Source organism: Microvirga lotononidis, from assembly GCF_034627025.1.
Classification (GTDB): Bacteria; Pseudomonadota; Alphaproteobacteria; order Rhizobiales; family Beijerinckiaceae; genus Microvirga; species Microvirga lotononidis.
Genome location: NZ_CP141048.1, coordinates 1247318 through 1265099, shown reverse-complemented (window position 1 = coordinate 1265099; position 17782 = coordinate 1247318). Strand labels below are relative to the sequence as shown.

18 protein-coding genes are annotated in these 17782 nt (G+C 54.5%); 11 read left to right on the top strand and 7 right to left on the bottom strand.

Annotated elements, in window-relative coordinates; translation table 11 throughout:
- Positions 1-9 precede the first annotated feature (9 nt).
- Positions 10-1395 (bottom strand): site-specific integrase, encoded by a 1386-nt coding sequence (locus tag U0023_RS05960; protein ID WP_009763250.1) that lies wholly within the window; start codon positions 1393-1395, stop codon positions 10-12.
- A gap of 238 nt (positions 1396-1633) precedes the next feature.
- Here U0023_RS05960 and U0023_RS05955 point away from each other — a divergent pair, with 238 nt between their 5' ends.
- From U0023_RS05955 to U0023_RS05945, 3 genes are read left to right on the top strand one after another with little or no spacing between them, the layout of a single operon-like run.
- Positions 1634-2986 (top strand): phage integrase, encoded by a 1353-nt coding sequence (locus tag U0023_RS05955; RefSeq protein ID WP_154661121.1) that lies wholly within the window; start codon positions 1634-1636, stop codon positions 2984-2986.
- Between the two features lie 7 nt (positions 2987-2993).
- A complete protein-coding gene (locus U0023_RS05950; RefSeq protein WP_009763252.1) occupies positions 2994-4121 on the top strand; it encodes an HNH endonuclease in 1128 nt (375 codons plus the stop codon).
- A gap of 1 nt (position 4122) precedes the next feature.
- Positions 4123-4707: a class I SAM-dependent methyltransferase gene (locus U0023_RS05945; protein WP_040638668.1), complete on the top strand. Its 585-nt coding sequence runs from the start codon at positions 4123-4125 to the stop codon at positions 4705-4707.
- Between the two features lie 31 nt (positions 4708-4738).
- Here the strand turns inward: U0023_RS05945 and U0023_RS05940 are convergent, their stop codons facing one another.
- Positions 4739-5368, bottom strand: a complete 630-nt coding sequence (locus tag U0023_RS05940) for a GIY-YIG nuclease family protein (protein WP_009763254.1) — start codon at positions 5366-5368, stop codon at positions 4739-4741.
- 33 nt (positions 5369-5401) lie between these two features.
- On the opposite strand from U0023_RS05940, the gene U0023_RS35520 reads away from it, so the two are divergent.
- The 3 genes from U0023_RS35520 (at position 5402) to U0023_RS05930 (ending at position 7796) form a co-directional block, all read left to right on the top strand.
- Positions 5402-5941: an HNH endonuclease gene (locus tag U0023_RS35520; protein WP_083861433.1), complete on the top strand. Its 540-nt coding sequence runs from the start codon at positions 5402-5404 to the stop codon at positions 5939-5941.
- A 213-nt stretch (positions 5942-6154) separates the two neighbouring features.
- Entirely contained in the window at positions 6155-6727 is a 573-nt protein-coding gene (locus U0023_RS05935) for a hypothetical protein (RefSeq protein ID WP_154661122.1), read from the top strand.
- 445 nt (positions 6728-7172) lie between these two features.
- The gene (locus U0023_RS05930; RefSeq protein ID WP_154661123.1) at positions 7173-7796 is read left to right on the top strand and encodes a hypothetical protein; all 624 of its coding nucleotides are present in this window, start codon (positions 7173-7175) and stop codon (positions 7794-7796) included.
- An 8-nt stretch (positions 7797-7804) separates the two neighbouring features.
- On the opposite strand, the gene U0023_RS05925 is transcribed toward U0023_RS05930, so the two are convergent.
- The gene (locus U0023_RS05925; protein WP_009763257.1) at positions 7805-8476 is read right to left on the bottom strand and encodes a recombinase family protein; all 672 of its coding nucleotides are present in this window, start codon (positions 8474-8476) and stop codon (positions 7805-7807) included.
- Between the two features lie 1105 nt (positions 8477-9581).
- On the opposite strand from U0023_RS05925, the gene U0023_RS05920 reads away from it, so the two are divergent.
- The 4 genes from U0023_RS05920 to U0023_RS05910 all read left to right on the top strand — a co-directional run bounded on the left by U0023_RS05920 (position 9582) and on the right by U0023_RS05910 (position 12713).
- Entirely contained in the window at positions 9582-9854 is a 273-nt protein-coding gene (locus U0023_RS05920) for a helix-turn-helix domain-containing protein (RefSeq protein ID WP_009763259.1), read from the top strand.
- Entirely contained in the window at positions 9851-10063 is a 213-nt protein-coding gene (locus tag U0023_RS35515) for an HNH endonuclease (RefSeq protein ID WP_083861434.1), read from the top strand. The genes U0023_RS05920 and U0023_RS35515 overlap by 4 nt, the downstream gene beginning before the upstream one ends.
- Positions 10047-11717, top strand: a complete 1671-nt coding sequence (locus U0023_RS05915) for a DEAD/DEAH box helicase (RefSeq protein ID WP_009763260.1) — start codon at positions 10047-10049, stop codon at positions 11715-11717. The genes U0023_RS35515 and U0023_RS05915 overlap by 17 nt, the downstream gene beginning before the upstream one ends.
- Before the next feature lie 276 nt (positions 11718-11993).
- Positions 11994-12713: an HNH endonuclease gene (locus tag U0023_RS05910; RefSeq protein ID WP_009763261.1), complete on the top strand. Its 720-nt coding sequence runs from the start codon at positions 11994-11996 to the stop codon at positions 12711-12713.
- A gap of 876 nt (positions 12714-13589) precedes the next feature.
- Here U0023_RS05910 and U0023_RS05905 read toward each other — a convergent pair.
- Both U0023_RS05905 and U0023_RS05900 read right to left on the bottom strand, forming a co-directional pair.
- Entirely contained in the window at positions 13590-14519 is a 930-nt protein-coding gene (locus U0023_RS05905) for a hypothetical protein (protein WP_154661124.1), read from the bottom strand.
- A gap of 520 nt (positions 14520-15039) precedes the next feature.
- A complete protein-coding gene (locus U0023_RS05900; protein ID WP_009763263.1) occupies positions 15040-15228 on the bottom strand; it encodes a hypothetical protein in 189 nt (62 codons plus the stop codon).
- 295 nt (positions 15229-15523) lie between these two features.
- Between U0023_RS05900 and U0023_RS05895 the strand changes: the two genes are divergently transcribed.
- The gene (locus U0023_RS05895; protein WP_009763264.1) at positions 15524-15718 is read left to right on the top strand and encodes a hypothetical protein; all 195 of its coding nucleotides are present in this window, start codon (positions 15524-15526) and stop codon (positions 15716-15718) included.
- A gap of 236 nt (positions 15719-15954) precedes the next feature.
- Here the strand turns inward: U0023_RS05895 and U0023_RS05890 are convergent, their stop codons facing one another.
- Both U0023_RS05890 and U0023_RS05885 read right to left on the bottom strand, forming a co-directional pair.
- A complete protein-coding gene (locus U0023_RS05890; protein WP_009763265.1) occupies positions 15955-16656 on the bottom strand; it encodes a DUF1236 domain-containing protein in 702 nt (233 codons plus the stop codon).
- A gap of 221 nt (positions 16657-16877) precedes the next feature.
- Positions 16878-17426, bottom strand: a complete 549-nt coding sequence (locus U0023_RS05885) for an RNA pyrophosphohydrolase (RefSeq protein ID WP_009763266.1) — start codon at positions 17424-17426, stop codon at positions 16878-16880.
- Positions 17427-17782: the final 356 nt, after the last annotated feature.

Below are 17782 nucleotides of genomic sequence, written 5' to 3'. Positions count from 1 at the left end.
ATTCCTCACTCATATGACCAATGGCTCTAGTGCCTTCTCAAGAGCATCAGCCAGTAGCTTAATGTCTGGCCCCCTTCCATAGTTTGCACTCACTCCGTCCCCTGTATGACCCAGGATGCGGTTTTGCAGATCAGGAGGGACGCCAGCGTTACGCATCAAGTCTTTCACTGTATGACGCCATGAGTGCCAGACAAGACGCTCATCTTTGATGTTAGCCTTGGACCTTAGCATCTTCATTAGGGCTGCCGATGCTCTAGTCGCTCCTTTGGCTCCATCTGCGTAGCGAGGAAAGAGCGGACCCGTCGGATGCGACACCTTCGCTTCCCTGAGTGCATCAAGAGCAAGACCCACAGGGGCGATTACCCTCTGACTGGCCTTGTTCTTCACAGTTCTGATGCCATTGGGATAGATGGTTAACGAAGGCGTTTCCGCTTCTAGGTCAACATCCTCTGCGGTTAGGCCGCTTATCTCTTTCAGACGCGCTCCAGTTAAAGCCGAGACAAGTCCAACCCTTCTCAGATCCACATTGGCTTGGGCGAGGACGGCAATGACTGCTCTGCCCTGCTCTAGCGTGAATGAGTCCCGTTTATCTCTGTCAGGCACGTTGTCATGGACCCGCAGCCCTTCCCATGGATTACGCTTCTCTAGTTCAAGCTCCCGATAGGCTGCGTCAAAGATCGCCTTGAAAAGATATAGCTCCTTGTTCGCTGTTTCCGGCTTGTAGGCTTTCCGTACCTTTTCAAAGTAGGAACGCGCTTCGTGGCGGCTCACTTCGCCGATGAACCTATTCCCGCCCAAATGAGCTATCAGACGGTCAACCGACCGCTCCCGATCCTTCTCAAACTTCGCTCGGTTATCAGAGCCTTTGTCCTGCCTGTCTCGCAGGTAGAGCGTCAGGGCGTCCTTGATCGTAAGGCGTGGCCGCACGTTGTCTCCCTGCGCCAACGCAATCGCATAGCTCGTAATGCGGAAGTTCTCGTCTCTTGGAGCATTATGCTCCCAATCGCTCACTCCTGAATACTTCCCTGAGTACTTATCACCTACGACCCAATCAGCAGCCTCAAAACGCAACTCATGAGGATACGGACCAAGAGCAGCAACCAACTCGCTAGCCTTCTCAAACTTCTCAAGCTCACCCATTGGCTTAGCCTGTTCCGCTCTGAGCTTACGGAACAGCTCATCATAGTGCTTATCCAACGCCTCAGCCTTAAGAAGAGCCATTCGCTGATCTTTAGTACCAAGGCTCTTCAATATCTCACGCTTACCAACAACCTCACGCAGATCAGCAGGAACGCCCTTACGATAGCGATAAACTCCAAACTTAGTAAGTTGAACGTTGGTCATTGATATGAACATGCCGCGCGTTTTTCTTCTTTCTCTTCTTTGTACGGCCATTTGTACCTCCAAGGCAATATGAAAACCCTGAAGGCATTGCGCTTATTCTTCTTTCGCGCCTAAGTTAGACAGAGGCCAGGGGCACCAAGTTCATCTTGGTTTTGCCATTATTTCCAGTGTCTTAGGGCCGATTGCATGGCGCTCATGGTGATACATGAGGTGATACGCCGTGGGTTTTTGTTTGCTCGATACTGGGTTTTTTGCCGTGACAGTCCGCTACTCACTCCTGAAGAACGGAGTGTATTTCTATTACAGACGAATCCCTGAGGATCTGCGGAGCCACTACGGAGAGAAGCGCTTCCGCAGGGTCAGCCTGCAAACGAACCAGCCCCACATTGCGGCTAAGAAGATTGCGGCTCTTGCGGCCAAGGATGATGCGCTTTGGGCATCCCTGAGATCTTCTGAGGGTCAGGAATTGGGTTTGACTACTGCCCAGGCGCGGGAGGGTGCTGAAGCGCTCATCGAGAAACTCGGCCTGGCTCCGGGCGATGGCTTTCGTGCCAACCAAGTCGCCTACGGGAACGTCGTGGACGTTCTCGATGACTATTTTGGTTCCCGATACAGCGACTATCAGAGAGCACGGAATGACGAGAACTTCGGTTCCTTGTTCCCGCCTGAGTCCTTCTACACCCCTGTAGAGAAGGAAGCTGTCCGCCTCATCATGGATGATCCCAAGAAGCGTTGTGCCTTGCTGACCGATGCACTGGAGATCTACCTCAAGAACCATGACAAGGGTGAACAGGAGAAGTTCGCTAGGGACACCCGGCGCGCTATTCAACATGTCGTTGCAGCAGTGGGCGACTTCCCTCTGAACGTATACCGACGGGAGGACGCTAACGCGGTTCGAGAGCATCTCGTCGCTAAGGGCATCAAAACCGGGACAGTTCGGCGAGAGATCAACCGCATCAAGGCTGTCTTCAACGTGGGCCTGATCGAGTTCGATCTTGGGTCCGTGAAGAACCCGTTTGAGAAGCTTCGCATTGCAAACGAGGAGCAGGACGCCGAGAATCGGGAACCCTTCACTGCGGAAGAGCTGCGGACTATCGGCAGGAGCTGCCAAGAACAGGATGACGATATCCGTCACATTATCGCACTTCAGACAGATACAGGGGCTCGTCTGGGGGAGATCGTGGGCTTACGTGTTGAGGACGTGGCGCTGACTCATGACATCCCGCATGTCCATATCAGGCCTCACCAGAAGCTCGGCAGAACCCTCAAGACGGATGCCAGCGAACGCAAAGTGCCTTTGGTCGGGGTAGCGCTTTGGGCGGCTCAGAGAGCCTTGGAGGCCAGTAGAAAGTCTGGTCGTAAGTGCGGATGGCTATTCCCAAGGTATGCATCAGACAGCGCTATCAAAGCCACCTACGCCTCCAACACCATCAACAAATGGCTCCAGACCGTGACCAAGACGGACAAGACGAGCCATTCCTTCCGTCATTCCATGCGGGATCGCCTACGCCATGTAAATGCACCTCAGGACATTCAGGATGCTATCGGTGGTTGGGGTTCCCGCACGGTTGGGATGGGCTACGGCGAAGGCTATCGCTTGGAGCAACTCAGATTGCATATTGAGAGAGTAGTCTTGCACTAGGAATCATGTGAATGGATGGTATCTCTTCGACGAGCTGGCGGCTGCTCCTCGTGCTGGTATCCCGCCGCCCAAACAGACGAGAATATATAAATCTGCCGTGCCGACATTCCTGACATCCACCCCGTCTCTTGAGGACAACTGGCGTGCGGTTATCCTTTTTGGAAGAAACACAGCATCGTACAAGTTCGCATTGGGACAAGCCTTACTGTCTCTAGGGAAAAATCAGGATGACGTCGTCCGACTAGACGAACTTGCCACTCCATATGCGAGAGCGTTGTGTGATCACCTGAAGCAGGCTCCAAAGCAAGGTACGTTCCAAAAGAGTACCTTCCTGCAGGAATGCCAGCGTTGGATTGACCGCGTATACTCCGACGACCAGCTCCGCGATGCGACGGTAAAGCATGGTTTCGGCGATGTGCTGGATGCTTTTCACAATCTCGGCGGAGGGCGCGAGAGCGTCCGCTTCTTCCATAAGGAGCAGCGGCCCCAGAAGGGCATCCGCCTGACCTCTGAGTTCTTCCGTCTAGCCAACGAGGGCATTGCCCCTGATCTGGAGAGGGAGGTTGAGGGCCGATGGCGGCTAGTGGAGACGGCATGGGAGGCTGGCGTAAGCGTTCCACTAATCGAAACAGACGATCAGGGTGAACGCCTCATTGCTTTGTTCGGAGAGGAGGAACAAGGGCTCAACCAACCGAGGCGGGTCAGCGTCACATCCTCCCGCGATGCTCTGAACGGCTATCAGAAGGGCCACTGTTTTTATTGTTTTGCTCAGATCGGAATTACCGCAGGGGCAAATGATCTAGCAGATGTAGATCATGTGTTTCCCCATGTGCTCGGGCCGCGACTGCCTGGGAACGTTAACGGGATCTGGAATCTGGTTCTGGCCTGCCGTGACTGCAACAGAGGTGTCAGCGGCAAATCCGATTTGGTCCCAGCGCTGGAGCTTGTGGAGCGCCTCCATACCCGCAATGAGTTCCTGATCGGGAGTAAGCATCCACTCGGAGAAACTATTGTGCGGCAGACTGGAAAATCGGCATCTGCTCGGGCAGACTTTCTCCAGAAGTGCTTCAATGCGGCTATTACGAATCGTATAGCGACCTGGAAGCCCATTATTCGTGCCACGCCGGTGTTTTGAGATGTCCATCAACTATTATGAGCGCAATGCTGATCAGTTCTTTGCTGATACTGTCGCGGCGGATCTAAGCCAGCTTCAGGCTCGCTTCGTCCGTGAGTTGCCACCTTCAGCCCATGTACTGGATGCTGGTTGTGGATCTGGCCGTGATGCCAAGGCCTTCGCGGACCTCGGCTTCCATGTGACTGCGTTCGACGCTGCAACTGAGATGGTCAGGCGTGCGGCTCAACATACAGGTCTTCCTGTACTTCACATGGCCTTTGATGACATGGGGTGGACTGAGGAGTTCGATGGGATCTGGGCAAGTGCGTCCCTCCTTCATGTCCCTCGGGTGTCTCTCCCCAGCGTACTCGCCCGTTGCCATAAGGCCCTGCGGAATGACGGCATCCTATATACATCCTTCAAGTATGGCTCAGGAGAACGCGAGAGTGATGATCGCCGATTTACCGATCTGACGGAGGAGACATTTCGAGAGGTAATCGCCGAGGCTGGAGGCCTTCAGATCATTGAACTGTGGCGCACGGGGGATGTGCGGCCGGGTAGACAGAGCGAAATCTGGCTTAACAGTATGGTTCGCAAGCAAGGCTGAAGGCTGCTGTGCCAGCGTCTGCTGAATGCACCTACAATCTTAGAGCCTTTCGTGGACCGCCATTATCCGCAACGACTTCCATGTTCTTAGCCTGCTGCTTTGCCTTGGATCGTAAGGCACTGAGCGCAGCCACCGTCTCTGGCTGGGAATTGCCGTTTATGTTGAGCGGCAGGCATAGTCCCGATGACAGAATCCTGCTCTCCAACTCCCACGGCCGGTCGGTGGCCACCCAAGCGACAAATGCATGGTTTTGCATCCACCGATCCAAGACCTGCTCGCCGGGATTCGTGAATGTATAGCGCGTGCCGCTTCCAACCCTCCGCAGCTTGATCCCGAGTTGTTCGCTCAGCAGGCATCCAAGGGTCAGGCGCAGGGTCGATCCTTCTGCATTCCCGCCGTAATGGGTCTGGAGGCGCTTGCGAAGCGTGGATCGGCTTGGAGGTTTGCCATTGGTCGGTGGAGCCTTGGGCGAGATGCCCACATACAGGAGCGTGTGATCACCATGCCTGTGACAGGCAGCAGCATCCACAAAGCTCGGCACCTGACTGAAATACCAGGCATAGACACCAGCACTCCCAGGGACGAGACTTGGGCGAGCGAGTACTTCTGACGCGCTGTAAAGGCGATCAGGGTGGAGCAGGCGTTCGGTCAGGCTGTTCAAGGTCGGCTCAGAGAATGGAGATGCGGACGGCTGATGGGCAATACAAGCACATGCTATCGATGCCCGAAAAAGCGGTCAAAGGCCGATTTCATTCAGCGGGTGGACGACCGGCACTACGGCATGTGCAGGCATTGTCTGACAGAGATCCTTAGGAACAGGACAGGCGGCAAGCAGCGGCTCCCACACACGGAAACGCACCGCACCTGCTATCTCTGTCGACGAGTTCTACCTAACTCTGGGTTCACTCGCAGGAGCAAAGGCACCTACTTCTCAGCGTGCAAGGAGTGTAACAGGCATGTGTTTGCTCAACGCCGCCGTGCGCGCCTAATTCAAGCCGAAGGAGAATACAGCGTTCGTGAGTGGCTGGATCTCCTAGCGCAGCATGCCTATTGCCCCGGATGCAGGCGGCATTGGGCAGACATCCCGCTTCCCAAAGGAAGGAAGACGGTGGTCACGGTAGATCACATCATTCCGATTAGCAAAGGAGGCCGCAACAGCTCTGATAACCTACAGCCCCTATGTTTCTCTTGTAATTCCCGCAAGGGCGACAAGATCGCGAGGTCAGAAGATTAACGTGATCGGCGGCATCGAGAGAAGATCCTGACCGGACATAAGAATGTCTTCACGCCTTATGATATAAATCTAAAATATCGTATTTACGTTTCTAACGTAATTGTCATGTATTATTCGGAATTTTAGCGGCAAATTATCGTTCTTGCAAAGTGGCAACCTGACATCTTTTCTTTAGGCAAGTTGTCGTGTTTTTGCGCTCTTCATCCGCAGAGCATGAATCTACATCAAACCGCCGAAGGAAAGATTATGAATGGACGTTTTCACGATTGCGCTCAAAAGGCCGAGCAGCTCCAGAGCCTCCTGAACTCTATGGGTGTTACGCTCCCAAGTGAAAAGTGCGAAGAGGTTGTCGCTCAGCTGGATCATGGCGGAACAGATGCTGCCTCAGCCGTCAGAGGCGCGCCCAGTGAGTACCATTTCATCGTTCACTGCTCCTTTACAGAAGGCGAAGGTGAGCAGGAGCGCCATGGCTATTTCGACTACCACATTCCAGCGTGCTCTGATGAGGAGGTCACGGACAAGCTGCGGCAAGAGCTGGAGCGACTTCCCACGCCCGAGAATGGTAGTCCGTTCATGGCAGGAGCGAATATTTACATCGATGCGATCACAGAGGTCACAGCTCTGCCGCGGAAGGGTTCTCTCCTTATGCTCCGCTCTCACCAAGCGAGGGATTGGGCTCTGGCATGGAGCCACGCGCCGCTCGAAGTCGATGAAAACTTGGTGCTTTATAACTATGTCCAAGTGATCTCTCCAGAGGATACGGTTGTGCCGTTCTTCACCGTTTAACCTTGTTCATGCCGAGTGCGCTTACGAGAATAGCCCGGTGGGATAGTCTCTGCTCGACCCGGACGCACTCGGCATGCTGCGAGACCGCTCATATGCCCTACACAAGCCACTCCTGGGGTCGCATACTGGCGTTTGGTCTCGTGTGTTGCGCCTAGAAGCACCCAAGATCTAGCTGCCCTCTCTGCCAGCACATTCTGTTATCGCGACGGTATCCTTTTGCGAGAAGGTGGGATGTGGAAGGTAAAACCTCAAAGCTAACTCTGGCCCAAGTGAAATTCATCTAAGGGATCGACTTCTTCGTAGGCGCGATCTCGTCAGAGGCCCCACAGGTCTTTTGATCTGAATACATTACCCATGACATTTACAGGTCCGGAAATGACCGCTCTTGCCATCAGTCAGCTTGTGCTCCCAGCGAACGGGCCTTTTCGGACACGGACTCAATCGCGTGATTTACACAGCAGAAACTCTTGATCGCTCTACAGGCGACCTTAAGGAGGTCAGCCTCGGGAACTGGGTGACAGTGACTGAACTAGCACATCTCTACAATGTAGGTCCGAAACAGATCAGGGTCATTTTGCACCATATGGGCCTTCTGCAATCAGAAGGACGTCACGGCTGGTATCGGCTGACGCGGCGTGCGGTTGAGCAAGGTTTTGGGAAACGGATCAACAGACCAAAATCAGGATACCCCTTTGATGTTATCAGTCCGTCTGGACAAGTCTTGATCGATCAGGTTTGGCAAGAGGCCGTTGCTGATTTGCAGCAAGAACGCTGCAGCGATCCTCGACCAGCGGAAGCCCGAGCGACACTGATCGCTTTCAAAGCAGTGCGATTGTCTCCCCTGACGACACAAGAGGAGGTATGTTGGATGAAGGACCACTATCCAGACATGCCGCACGAGCAGATCGCAAGTGTGCTGGAAATCTCTCCTGGCTTGGTATCACGCTATACCAACAAGCGTCGAGAACAGCGTGCTTACCATGCGCGCCAGAAGGAGACGGCCGCTCCCGACAAAGCTCTCAAGGCCTACCTTCCTGACGACGAGGCCAACCAACATGAGAGGCTTTAGAGCGACGATTAGATTGGGTCAGGAGCAGCCCGCTGGATGATATCTTTCACCGCAACGTGGCTGATTGTGTAACCTTTAGCTTTCATAACTTCTGAAATTGCGCGGAGTGGCCTTCCCTGGGCTTTAAGCTCGACCATCTCACGGATTGCCTGCTGCTGCTCAGCGACTTCGACAAGCTCCCCGTCAGATCCGACCTTGTAGCCAAACGGCACCTTTCCTCCTAGATAGCGCCCCCGTTGTTTTTGGTCCTTCTTAACGTCAGTGATGCGCTCACGAATGCGATCACGCTCAGCCTCAGCCACAGCGGACAGTATCGTGAAGACCAGCTTGGAGATGCCGTTGCCCGTTACATCGCCTCCGAGATCGATCATGTGTAAGGATACACCGCGAGCCTTGAGCTTGCCCAAAACCTCCAGAGCGTCCAGGGATGATCTAAACATGCGGTCGAGCTTGGGCGTAATGATCGTGTCGCCGGGCTTCACCAGCGCTAGCAACTCAGCCCCCTCAGGACGGGAAGCGAGGGGCACTGAACCACTGACGCCTCTCTCCACGAAATGCCGATTGACGGTGAGGTCAATCATTTGAGCATAGCCCTCGACGCGTCGCTGTTGTGCGCCAAGGCTTTCGCCCTCATCCGCTTGTGTCTGTGTGCTGACGCGCGTGTAACCGTAGACAGCCATGAAGCCCACCTTGTTAACTTGTAAAGGTGTACTTGTTCGGCAGCGTTCTGTAAAGTTGCTTTAGCAAGCTAACGAAGATCGGCCCGCGCTGTTGTTTACGGTGGTGCCTATAGGCGAAAACCACTTCAACCTTCGTGGGAGGCTCCTGTGGAATATCCATCGTGGCCTGCTCATGAGAATAATCGAAATGCCCTATAGCACGAGCAAACGATAGAACAGCTCGGGACAGGAGCCTTCAGCTTTCCCAGAGAACCGTAGTCAAGAAGTTAGAGCCCTACGATGTCTATGATTCTAGGAGTAGTAGACCAAGCCCTCCTCAAAAAGACAGCAAAGGTGAAGGCGCTTCCGTTAACCTCAGGTGAGTGCTGTGCAGCCTTCCATGGGAACATCACATCTCAGCCTCTATGGAATGATGGCACCCCACTACCAAAGAGCTAGGAACACCTCGCTCGCACGCGAAATCTGCACAAATTCCCCTGTCGAAAACAGGCTCTAATCCCATAAGGGCAACACATTCCCTTGGCTGTACTTTGAACTGTCCAACTAGGAAGGTGCACTCTACTCCAAGGCCTGAAGAATGAATCAAACTAGTTAGCTCTTACGAGCGGCAGCAAGCGGTAAATCGGTATCAGTTCTCAATCGTTAGTTTCACTTGCCTAGCGGATTGCTGCATACGATATTCCAGAACCGGATCAAATTCCTTCCCTCTGGTCGAGTGCTGTGAGCCTCAGTGAAACTCCATCTAAGGTCACACCGAAGCCACCTCGATTGAGGGGCATTCGGCTTGTAGTTTCGGTTTTCGAGGAGTTGCATCGACATCTTGGTGAGGAGTTTTCCGTCGCTGAGCTTATGCAAGCGGCTCAACAACTCGTTGAGGTTTCCAAACAAGAATACATTAACATTCTTGAGAAGGAGCGGCGGCAAGTCCCTAACTATTTCTCCCAGGAACTCTTGGTCGCTTTTCAAGGAATGCCGTGGCGGGTCACATGCGTCGAGAATAGGTTGTGCGCCACGGGGGATTACGAGGATGGTATCAGACCTGAAGCATGGCTTGAGTTAAAACTTATCTTACAAGGGGTAGACGAAAGGATGTGGGACTTCTGAAATGCCGAACGCAAGCTATCAGCCTTCTATGGCGCTACGCGAGCACATGCTAAATGGTGAGCGCGTCTCCTTGCTAGAAGCCATGTTACTTTTCGGCGTACAAAACCCGAATGCAGAATTCGACCGCATCAAGAAAGATGGCTTTCTCATAAAGTCGGACCGAGTTCCCATGGCGAAGATCTTGCGGCGGATCAATGAATACGCCGTGTGCAAGCCGCCTGAGCAGCTACCTATCCGCGAAATACAAATGACCGAGTACTGGATCAGTCGATGAAGCGTCTGTTCTCAAAGAGGCAGCGGACAATTCTCCGAATCCTGGCGGGAAACCAGTGTTCCATCTGCGGGGCACCGCTTCCGAAGCGCTTCCACGCGGATCACGTACGTCCTCATTCAAAGGGCGGCGAAACAATCTTACAAAACGGGCAAGCATTGTGCCCGAAATGCAATACATCCAAGGGAGCTAAATATGACAATCCGGCTTAGGCCCTGGCAAGACGCAGCAGTGAGAAAGGCTCTCACTTGGCTCACCGAGACTCGGCAGGATCGCCATTTCTTGATCAACGCAGCTCCCGGCGCAGGCAAGACTATATGCGCATCAATGATCGCACGCCGTCTCATCGAAATGAATGAGATCGACCGCGTAATAATAATTGCGCCGAGAGCTGAGGTAGTCCGCCAATGGGCTGAGGAGTTCAAGTTCGTAACAGGCAGACCGGTCACTAGGGTTACAGGCGCGGATGGGGAGGTGGATGACTACGGTACAGACCTCTGCGCTACCTGGGCTGCGATACAGGGCCTGCAAGACGCGTTCCAACAGGTATGTATGCGTTCCAACACACTGATTATCTGCGATGAACATCATCACGCAGCAGTTCAGGCCAGCTGGGGAACAGATGCGGACAGCGCATTTGCGGAAGCGAAATATGCCCTTATTCTAACTGGAACACCGATCCGATCAGATGGCCAAGAGTCTGTATGGCTGGCGTTTGATAGCCATGGACGTATCGATCATCCAGAGGCAGGCTCTTATACGCTTACTTATGGTGAGGCCGTTTCGTTAGGCTATTGTAGGCCGATCACCTTCCACCGGCACGAAGGACGTTTCTCGGTTGTTGTGAACAACGGAGAAGAGGCGATTGCTGTTTCTGGAACGGATAGCCCCTCAATCCCGCAGAGCCTCAAAGGAATCAAGGGTCTACAGCAGGCTCTTGACTTCTTCAAACTTGCATGCACGCCGAAGTATCTACCCGATGGTGTCACGCCGGATACGAATTCCTATCAAGCTTCGATGCTCGAATGGGGAATTTCCAAGCTGAATGATTTGCGTGATACAGTCCCAAATGCCGGGGGCCTTATCATTGCACCTAGCATCCCCGTCGCGCAGTACATGGCAGACCTCCTCGAGATTCTTGATGGTGAGAAGCCCGTTCTAGTCCATAGCCAACTTCCAAATGCTGAAGCTCGCATCGCCAGCTTCAAGAACACAAATAAGCGGTGGTTGGTTTCCGTCAGCATGATCTCTGAAGGCGTGGATATCAAACGGCTTCGTGTTCTCGTGTATCTCCCTTACGCACAGACAGAACTCGCGTTCCGGCAGGCCATGGGGCGAGTGGTTCGCAGCCTGGGCGATGACGACTATTCTCGAGCTTACGTTGTAATGCCAACCCACCGCATCCTTGAGGAATATGCAAGGCGCGTGGAAATGGAGATGAGGCCAGCTGATCGTGTCGATGAGTCGAGGCCGAGGCAGACTAAACTATGCGGGGTATGTGGAGCTGAAAATCCCAAGACTGCAACGTCCTGTTCAGAATGCGGTAACGACTTTCCAGCTCGATCCGAGCGCTTCAAGACCTGTGAAGACTGCGGCCAACTAAACCCAATCAGCGCAGACAGCTGCCAAAATTGCGGTGCATCGTTTCGCGCCGAGTACGATATTACACTCAATGAAGCTCTTCGACTCGGAGCTATCGTGCGAGGAATGGACCTTGATGAAGATGAGGTTCGTGCTAGCGAAGCGAATAAGACTGTGATCATCGATCAGGTCCTAAGAAGTGGGGATGATCTCTTGATCAACCTAATCAAACAGGTTCCTGAAGAGGGTTTGGAGCGGCTCCGCCGAATTCTGAACCGCGATTAGCCTGCTTCCTACCAGAGAATTCTGTGGGTGAGCGCCTCAAACGATCGCAGACAGGCTCAATCATTCTCTTCCATGATCGTGGCCTGCCTGCTGCACGCTCGGTTGGCGCCACTTCCCGCGCAATGTTGGTTTACGCAGGAAGTTCAATGCACATGGGAATGCTGGACTGCCGTTGTGCAAACTCTGCTAATGGTCGTCGAGGCTCGAGATTAGCAGACTTGCGCCCGATCTTACGTTACTAGAGCTGAGTTATATCAGGCGGAGAACAGCCGCAAAATGGACTATGGTAGGGGATGGACGGACCAGGAACTCGAAGCGGCTGTGAACGCATATCTTGAAATGCTTGAACGCGAGATTCGTGGGGAGGCCTTTAACAAGAAAGCTATGAACCGCGAACTTCGAGACGGACCGCTGGCGGGTCGCACAGCCAGCTCCGTTGAATTTCGCATGCAGAACATCTCTGCTGTACTAAATGACCGGCAACTCAGATGGCTTTCCGGCTATAGGCCAGCCGCAAATGTCGGCGAAGGTGTGAAAACTCGCATCAGTATGATGCTCGAGAAAAGGACCTGGATCGGCACACCGAACGATGAGCCCGTTGTAATTGGTGCGGAACTTGAGCAACGTACGAGGGCCGCTCGGGCCCGCATTGGCAAGAAGCCGCCTGTGCAACCTCCACAAGGGAGGGAAATACCCGATGCCGTTGCGACAGTGTCGATGCAGTATAAGAGAGATCCAGAAGTCAGAGCGTGGGTGCTTGAGATTAGCAATGGACGCTGTGAAGCATGCGACAGTCCAGCTCCATTCCTCGACATCTATGGCGATCCGTTCCTTGAGGTGCATCATGTACGGCCGCTTGCAGAGGGTGGCCCAGACAAGGCGGAGAATTCAGTCGCAGTCTGCCCAAATTGCCATAGACGTCTCCACTACGGCCATGATCGGGAGCAGTATCGTCTCCAAATTCTCGACAAAGTGGAGCGATTGGTCGCGTACTGACGTACCAGATCTAACCCAAAATAATCGCATTACTGATTGAACAGTATCATTCTGACGGACAGGGCTATTCCTGCACCACAGAGAGTAACTCGATGCGCTTTCAGGCTAAGCGTGAGATCACCCATAAGCCAATTCTTGAATGTCTGCTTTGAACCTGCCTCTTGCCACTGCTCCCAAGGTTCAGTCTCGGCAGCTCAAGGGCACACGGTGCTCCTCTTCTCATGCTCAATACAGAACCGTAGTCGTGAGGTTTAGGAGTCCCGCTCTTTCGCGGGCAGAAAACTTAGATCCACATCCCGACTTAAAAAAATCCGGTAAAGGCTCGTCGTTGTTGTTGAGTCAGCCTTAGTAGAGCGGATCACCTGATCTTAAGACCATACCTGCGAATGTTCCGCCCACTGCAGCTCAGATAAACTCAAACCCTAAGCAACGACCTTTTCACGCTCCCGCGAGAAGTCCTTCTTATACCGATGTGCAAGCTCGCGCAGGTCCAATCCAGTTGGTCTCCCAGCTTGCGCTCCATCCACTAAGACGGGGAACGTGGACTGAACTAGTCTCATCAGTTCAGATGTAGGCTTTCCACCCAGTCGCTCACGAAGATTCGCAACAATTCGCTCCTCGTCTGCAGACAACATATCGGACGGAGAACCCAAGCTGGAAATGAAAGCATCGCTGCGTCTAAGGCAAGAGAGAGCCTTTGAGGAAAACGGCCCCCAGGAAGCTATTTGCCAGTCCGCATCGCTAAGTGGGCGATCAAGATCAAGAGCGCCTTTCCAGTCGGCGAGGTAGAGAAGGAGCATACCACGCAGCGCGTCCTCTTTTCCTCTCACTGGTCCTACTCCAAGTCGCCGCAGAACCGCACCAGTCCGCGCCATATCAGAGTCCCTCCGCCAATGCATCATCGAGCGAAACGATGTGTGGTTCAAGTGCCTCCAAAAGTACTACCAGAGGCCGAGACCGAGCCTCCAAATCCAGCCTACTAACGTTTCCAAGTCCGTTTCGTTCAGTACTTTCAACGCAAAGTATTGCTATCCGCTCTCCTGTCCGAGGATCGTTCAACGCTAAAGACTTATACACCCTGCTCTTCATTGTGAGCGCCCTGACCACCTCAGGCGGGATCTCAAATTTCCTGTGGATTTCTCCACAGTAGCGCCGAAGGTTGTTGGGGTTTGCATCGATCCTCGCCTCTTTCCAGCCAGCCTCCCAGGCCTTTTGGAGCACTCCTTGGCCCCAAGGGTAGTATTTGCGATGTGCCCGGTTGTATTCAGCATGTTCAGAGAAGCGAGCGAGCAAGAAGAACTTACCCGCACTTACCCTATAGAGCGACACTCTCTCACTAACGCCGAATCCAAAATCATCAGCAACATGTCTTAGTATCAGACTTAACACATAGTATGTATCAATTCTGAAAGTTTGCAATTTAGATTCGGCCAGCCCCGATATATCTCGGAGCAAAGATATCTGCTCTTCTTGCGAAGAAATGCTATCTTGGAGCTTATTGATAGTCTCCTTGTCAACGAAGCCAGCAATAGAACCGGCAGCTGTTATTATGAGTCCAATTAGAATCAGCCATCCTTCATTCGTTTTGAAAACGAACGGGATCAAACCATAGAGACACGATTTTTCTGGTCTACACGCAGCCTCGAACACAGGGACTGCTGTAACACTCGCAACAATCAATCCGAGTGTGACTAGGGCAGCTCCAAAAGCTGGAGCAATCCATGAATGCCGTGCCAGAAACTTCCATGCTGGGGTGTGAGTTAGCCATGCCTTAAATGACACATTTTCAGACATGAACTGGCGCACGAGGCGGTCTCTTGGAAAGGAGAAGCAGCAAACCATCTGGCTCCGATGGCTTAGACTTCTGCTTGGATTAGAACACTCCGCGGTAGTTACTCAATTAGCCGACGTATTTCTAGTGGGGGCAAGGGCGGCCGCACTAAGCACGCGGAACAGAAACCTATTACCCCTAGCATGCCTCAAGAACGCTTCTGACAAGGAGCAAGCCTGGAGCGATAAGGCCAATGGCTCTGTTCACAAGGAAGCCCGTGCCATTTAGGAGCACCCATTCTCAACTGCTGTGGCAATGCTCCAGCTGACTTCGTACCCCAGTCAAGGTGATACACAAGGTGATACATACGCTTGAAAGCACAAAAAATTCTTTGTATTGACAGTGACTTAGAGCGCCCGAGCACAGCCAAGACACCGGCCAGGGGCACCATTCCCGTTCAGCATGACGTCTCGCGCCCGGGTCTCGGGCGGCTCGGTCTTCAGGTTCCTGACGATCTGTCCGGATGGTCTTGTGCCCTGTCGCGAACCGTCGAGGCTATGGCTCGTCCTCCACGACGGGTTGACCGGTTGCGTCCTGAACGGGTTCCTCGTCCTGGTTCTTATGGACCTTCGGATGCACCTTGTCGTGGGGCGGGGCATCCTGTCCGGTTCGCGCATTCTCGGCAGCGGGGGATTGGAGAGGCCTTCCGTCCGGCGGTTTCACGTCCTCAGGTTTTCTGGCCATGGGGAACCTCCGAGCTTCACGAAGGACAGGCCAATCGCAGCCAGCCCTCGGTCTCGACGCCCTTAAGAGGCGTCATGAAGCCAACAGCCGGGGCTTGTCCGCGTTCCGGATATCCCATGGCCATGCTTTCGGGTTACCCCCTCTTCAGGCTTGCCGAGGACATTTCCTTTCGAACAAATGGCCGAAGCCGAAGAGAGATGCGGATTCTTGACATCGGGGCGGCGCGAACCGGCGCCATGGGGGATTTTCGGCAGACATCGTTGATTGTCTTCAAAGCCGCGAGGAGGGGCTTGTGATGGAAGCCGAAATCGAATTCGTTGCGCGTGCTCTCTATGATGCCGAAGATGATGCGCAGACATGGGATTGCGAGCCCGACATCATCAAGGACGAGTTCCGTCGTTATGCCCGCGCGGCGCTGGAGCTGCTGGCAGAACACCGCAAGCCGAAGATTCGCGGCGTACAGACCCTCGTCGTTCCCTACGCAGCCTAAAGCATCGAACGCAAAAGCGCGGACCGGTTTTGCGTGGAAAGATGCGTCAAATCAGAAAGTGAGAGCATAGGACCTGAATTCGATGGCACGTCCGAGGCTCTAGGAGCTGGTCGCGCCGGCTGTTCGCAGCCTCGCGACAACGGCTTCACATCCGGTCGCTCGAGACAGACGAAGCCCGCGGCCATGCGACCGCGGGCTTCGCTTTCTCAGGACAACTCTACGACAGCGGGACCGGATCAGCCTCGATGCTCGATCACCGTCACGATCCGCCGGGTGCGCGGCTCGACGATCACGATCTGATCCTTCACGACCACGTACTTGCACTCGGGCAGGCCGGTCAGGATGCGCTCGACATTGTTCGGGCAGTCGTAAAGGGTCGTCACGGAGGTCGGAATGGTCGAGCCGACGCTGACGCTGAAGTTCACGTTCGTGAGCGGCTGAACATGCACGCTGCGGAACGATTCCGAGATCTGCGTACGCTGCTCGGACGTCACGTTGACATGCGTGGAACCGGACGAGGCCGTGCTGCCGGTCGTATTGTGGGCGGCTCCGCCCGTCTGGCCGGCCGCATTGCCGGTCGTGCTCGTGGTGCCGCTCGTTCCACCCGTAGCGTTGCCGGAGGTCGTGCTGCGCGCTCCACCGGAGGTGCCGGAGGAGTTGCTGTCCGCCGAGCTGCCGGACTTCTCGGAAGGAGCGGTCGCGCCGCTGGATGCGGAGCCCGATGTCGTCCCGCTCGAGTTGCCGGATGCGGCACTACCCGCACCGCCTGCGCCGCCGCCGGACGAGCCGCCAGGCGTCATGACCGTCGAACCGCCTGAAGCGCCGCCCGCCGCGCCACCGGAGGCGCCGCCGCTCGAACCGCCGCTGGTCTGAGCCATGGCTGCCACGCTCAAGGAAAGAGCCGCCACCGCAACTGTCGCCATCATCGTTTTACGCATCGAAGATCTCCCATGAACAGAGGACACAGCGAGCCCTCCATGATGCGTGTCAACGAGATGTTTTCGGCTGTGTTCCGTTCTTTTGCGAAAGGCTTGAACGTGTACATCTCCCATTCATCTTCATGAACAGGATCCGCAGCAAAGTTTACTGTCCGACGGCTTAGATAAAACACGGATCGTCGAAGCTTAAGCTGACGCGATCCGTGTTTGACTTAAGCGTATCAGGGGTGGTCGGAGGCCTGAAGGCCGTGGGAGGAAAGCGGCGCGAATGCCTCCACGACCTTCTCGTAAACGGGCCGCTTGAAGGGGATGATCAGTTCAGGGAGGCGGTCCATGGTCTCCCAGCGCCATTCGTCGAATTCCGGCCTGTGGCCGCCGCCGCCAGGTTGATGGATGTTGATCTCGCTCTCGTCACCTTCGAAGCGGAACGCAAACCATTTCTGGTTCTGTCCACGATAGCGCCCGCGCCAGGCGCGGCCCGCAACCATGGATGGGAGATCATAGGCATACCAATCCGGCGCTTCCGCCAGGAGGCTCACCGAGCTGACGCTGGTTTCCTCATAAAGCTCCCGCAAGGCGGCTTCGTAAGGTTCTTCACCGGGGTCGATGCCGCCCTGGGGCATCTGCCAGGAATATCCGTCGGCGGCCGCATCGGCTTCCGAACGGCGTCGGCCAATGAAAACGAGGCCATCCTTGTTGATCAGCATCACGCCGACACAGGAGCGGTAGGGCAGATCCTTTCTGGCCTGTGATCCTCTTGCGCTCCTCATACGACACTTACTCCTTCGATGGCGGAAACACCCGGCGGCCGGTTCCTGAAGAGCCCCGGTGCCGACCCATGGTTCCAAAGCAGGCTAGAGCCTCGGACCCGAAAGGGGAATCCACTTTTGGAGCGGATCGATGCTCAACCCTTATGCGGCTCAACGTCGGAGGTGAAAAGGCGGATCCATTTTCCACTGACGCGGCCCGTCGGTTCCGCAGGGTACGTCGGAAGAGTGCCGTTTCGCGGCGCCTTTCACAAGCCTTTCGAGGCTGTTGCCGGCGCTCGCATGTGAAAAGGGCCTGATGGATCGCTCCGTCAGGCCCTCTTGCATCATTGTTTCTCGAACGAAAGAACGAGTATCGA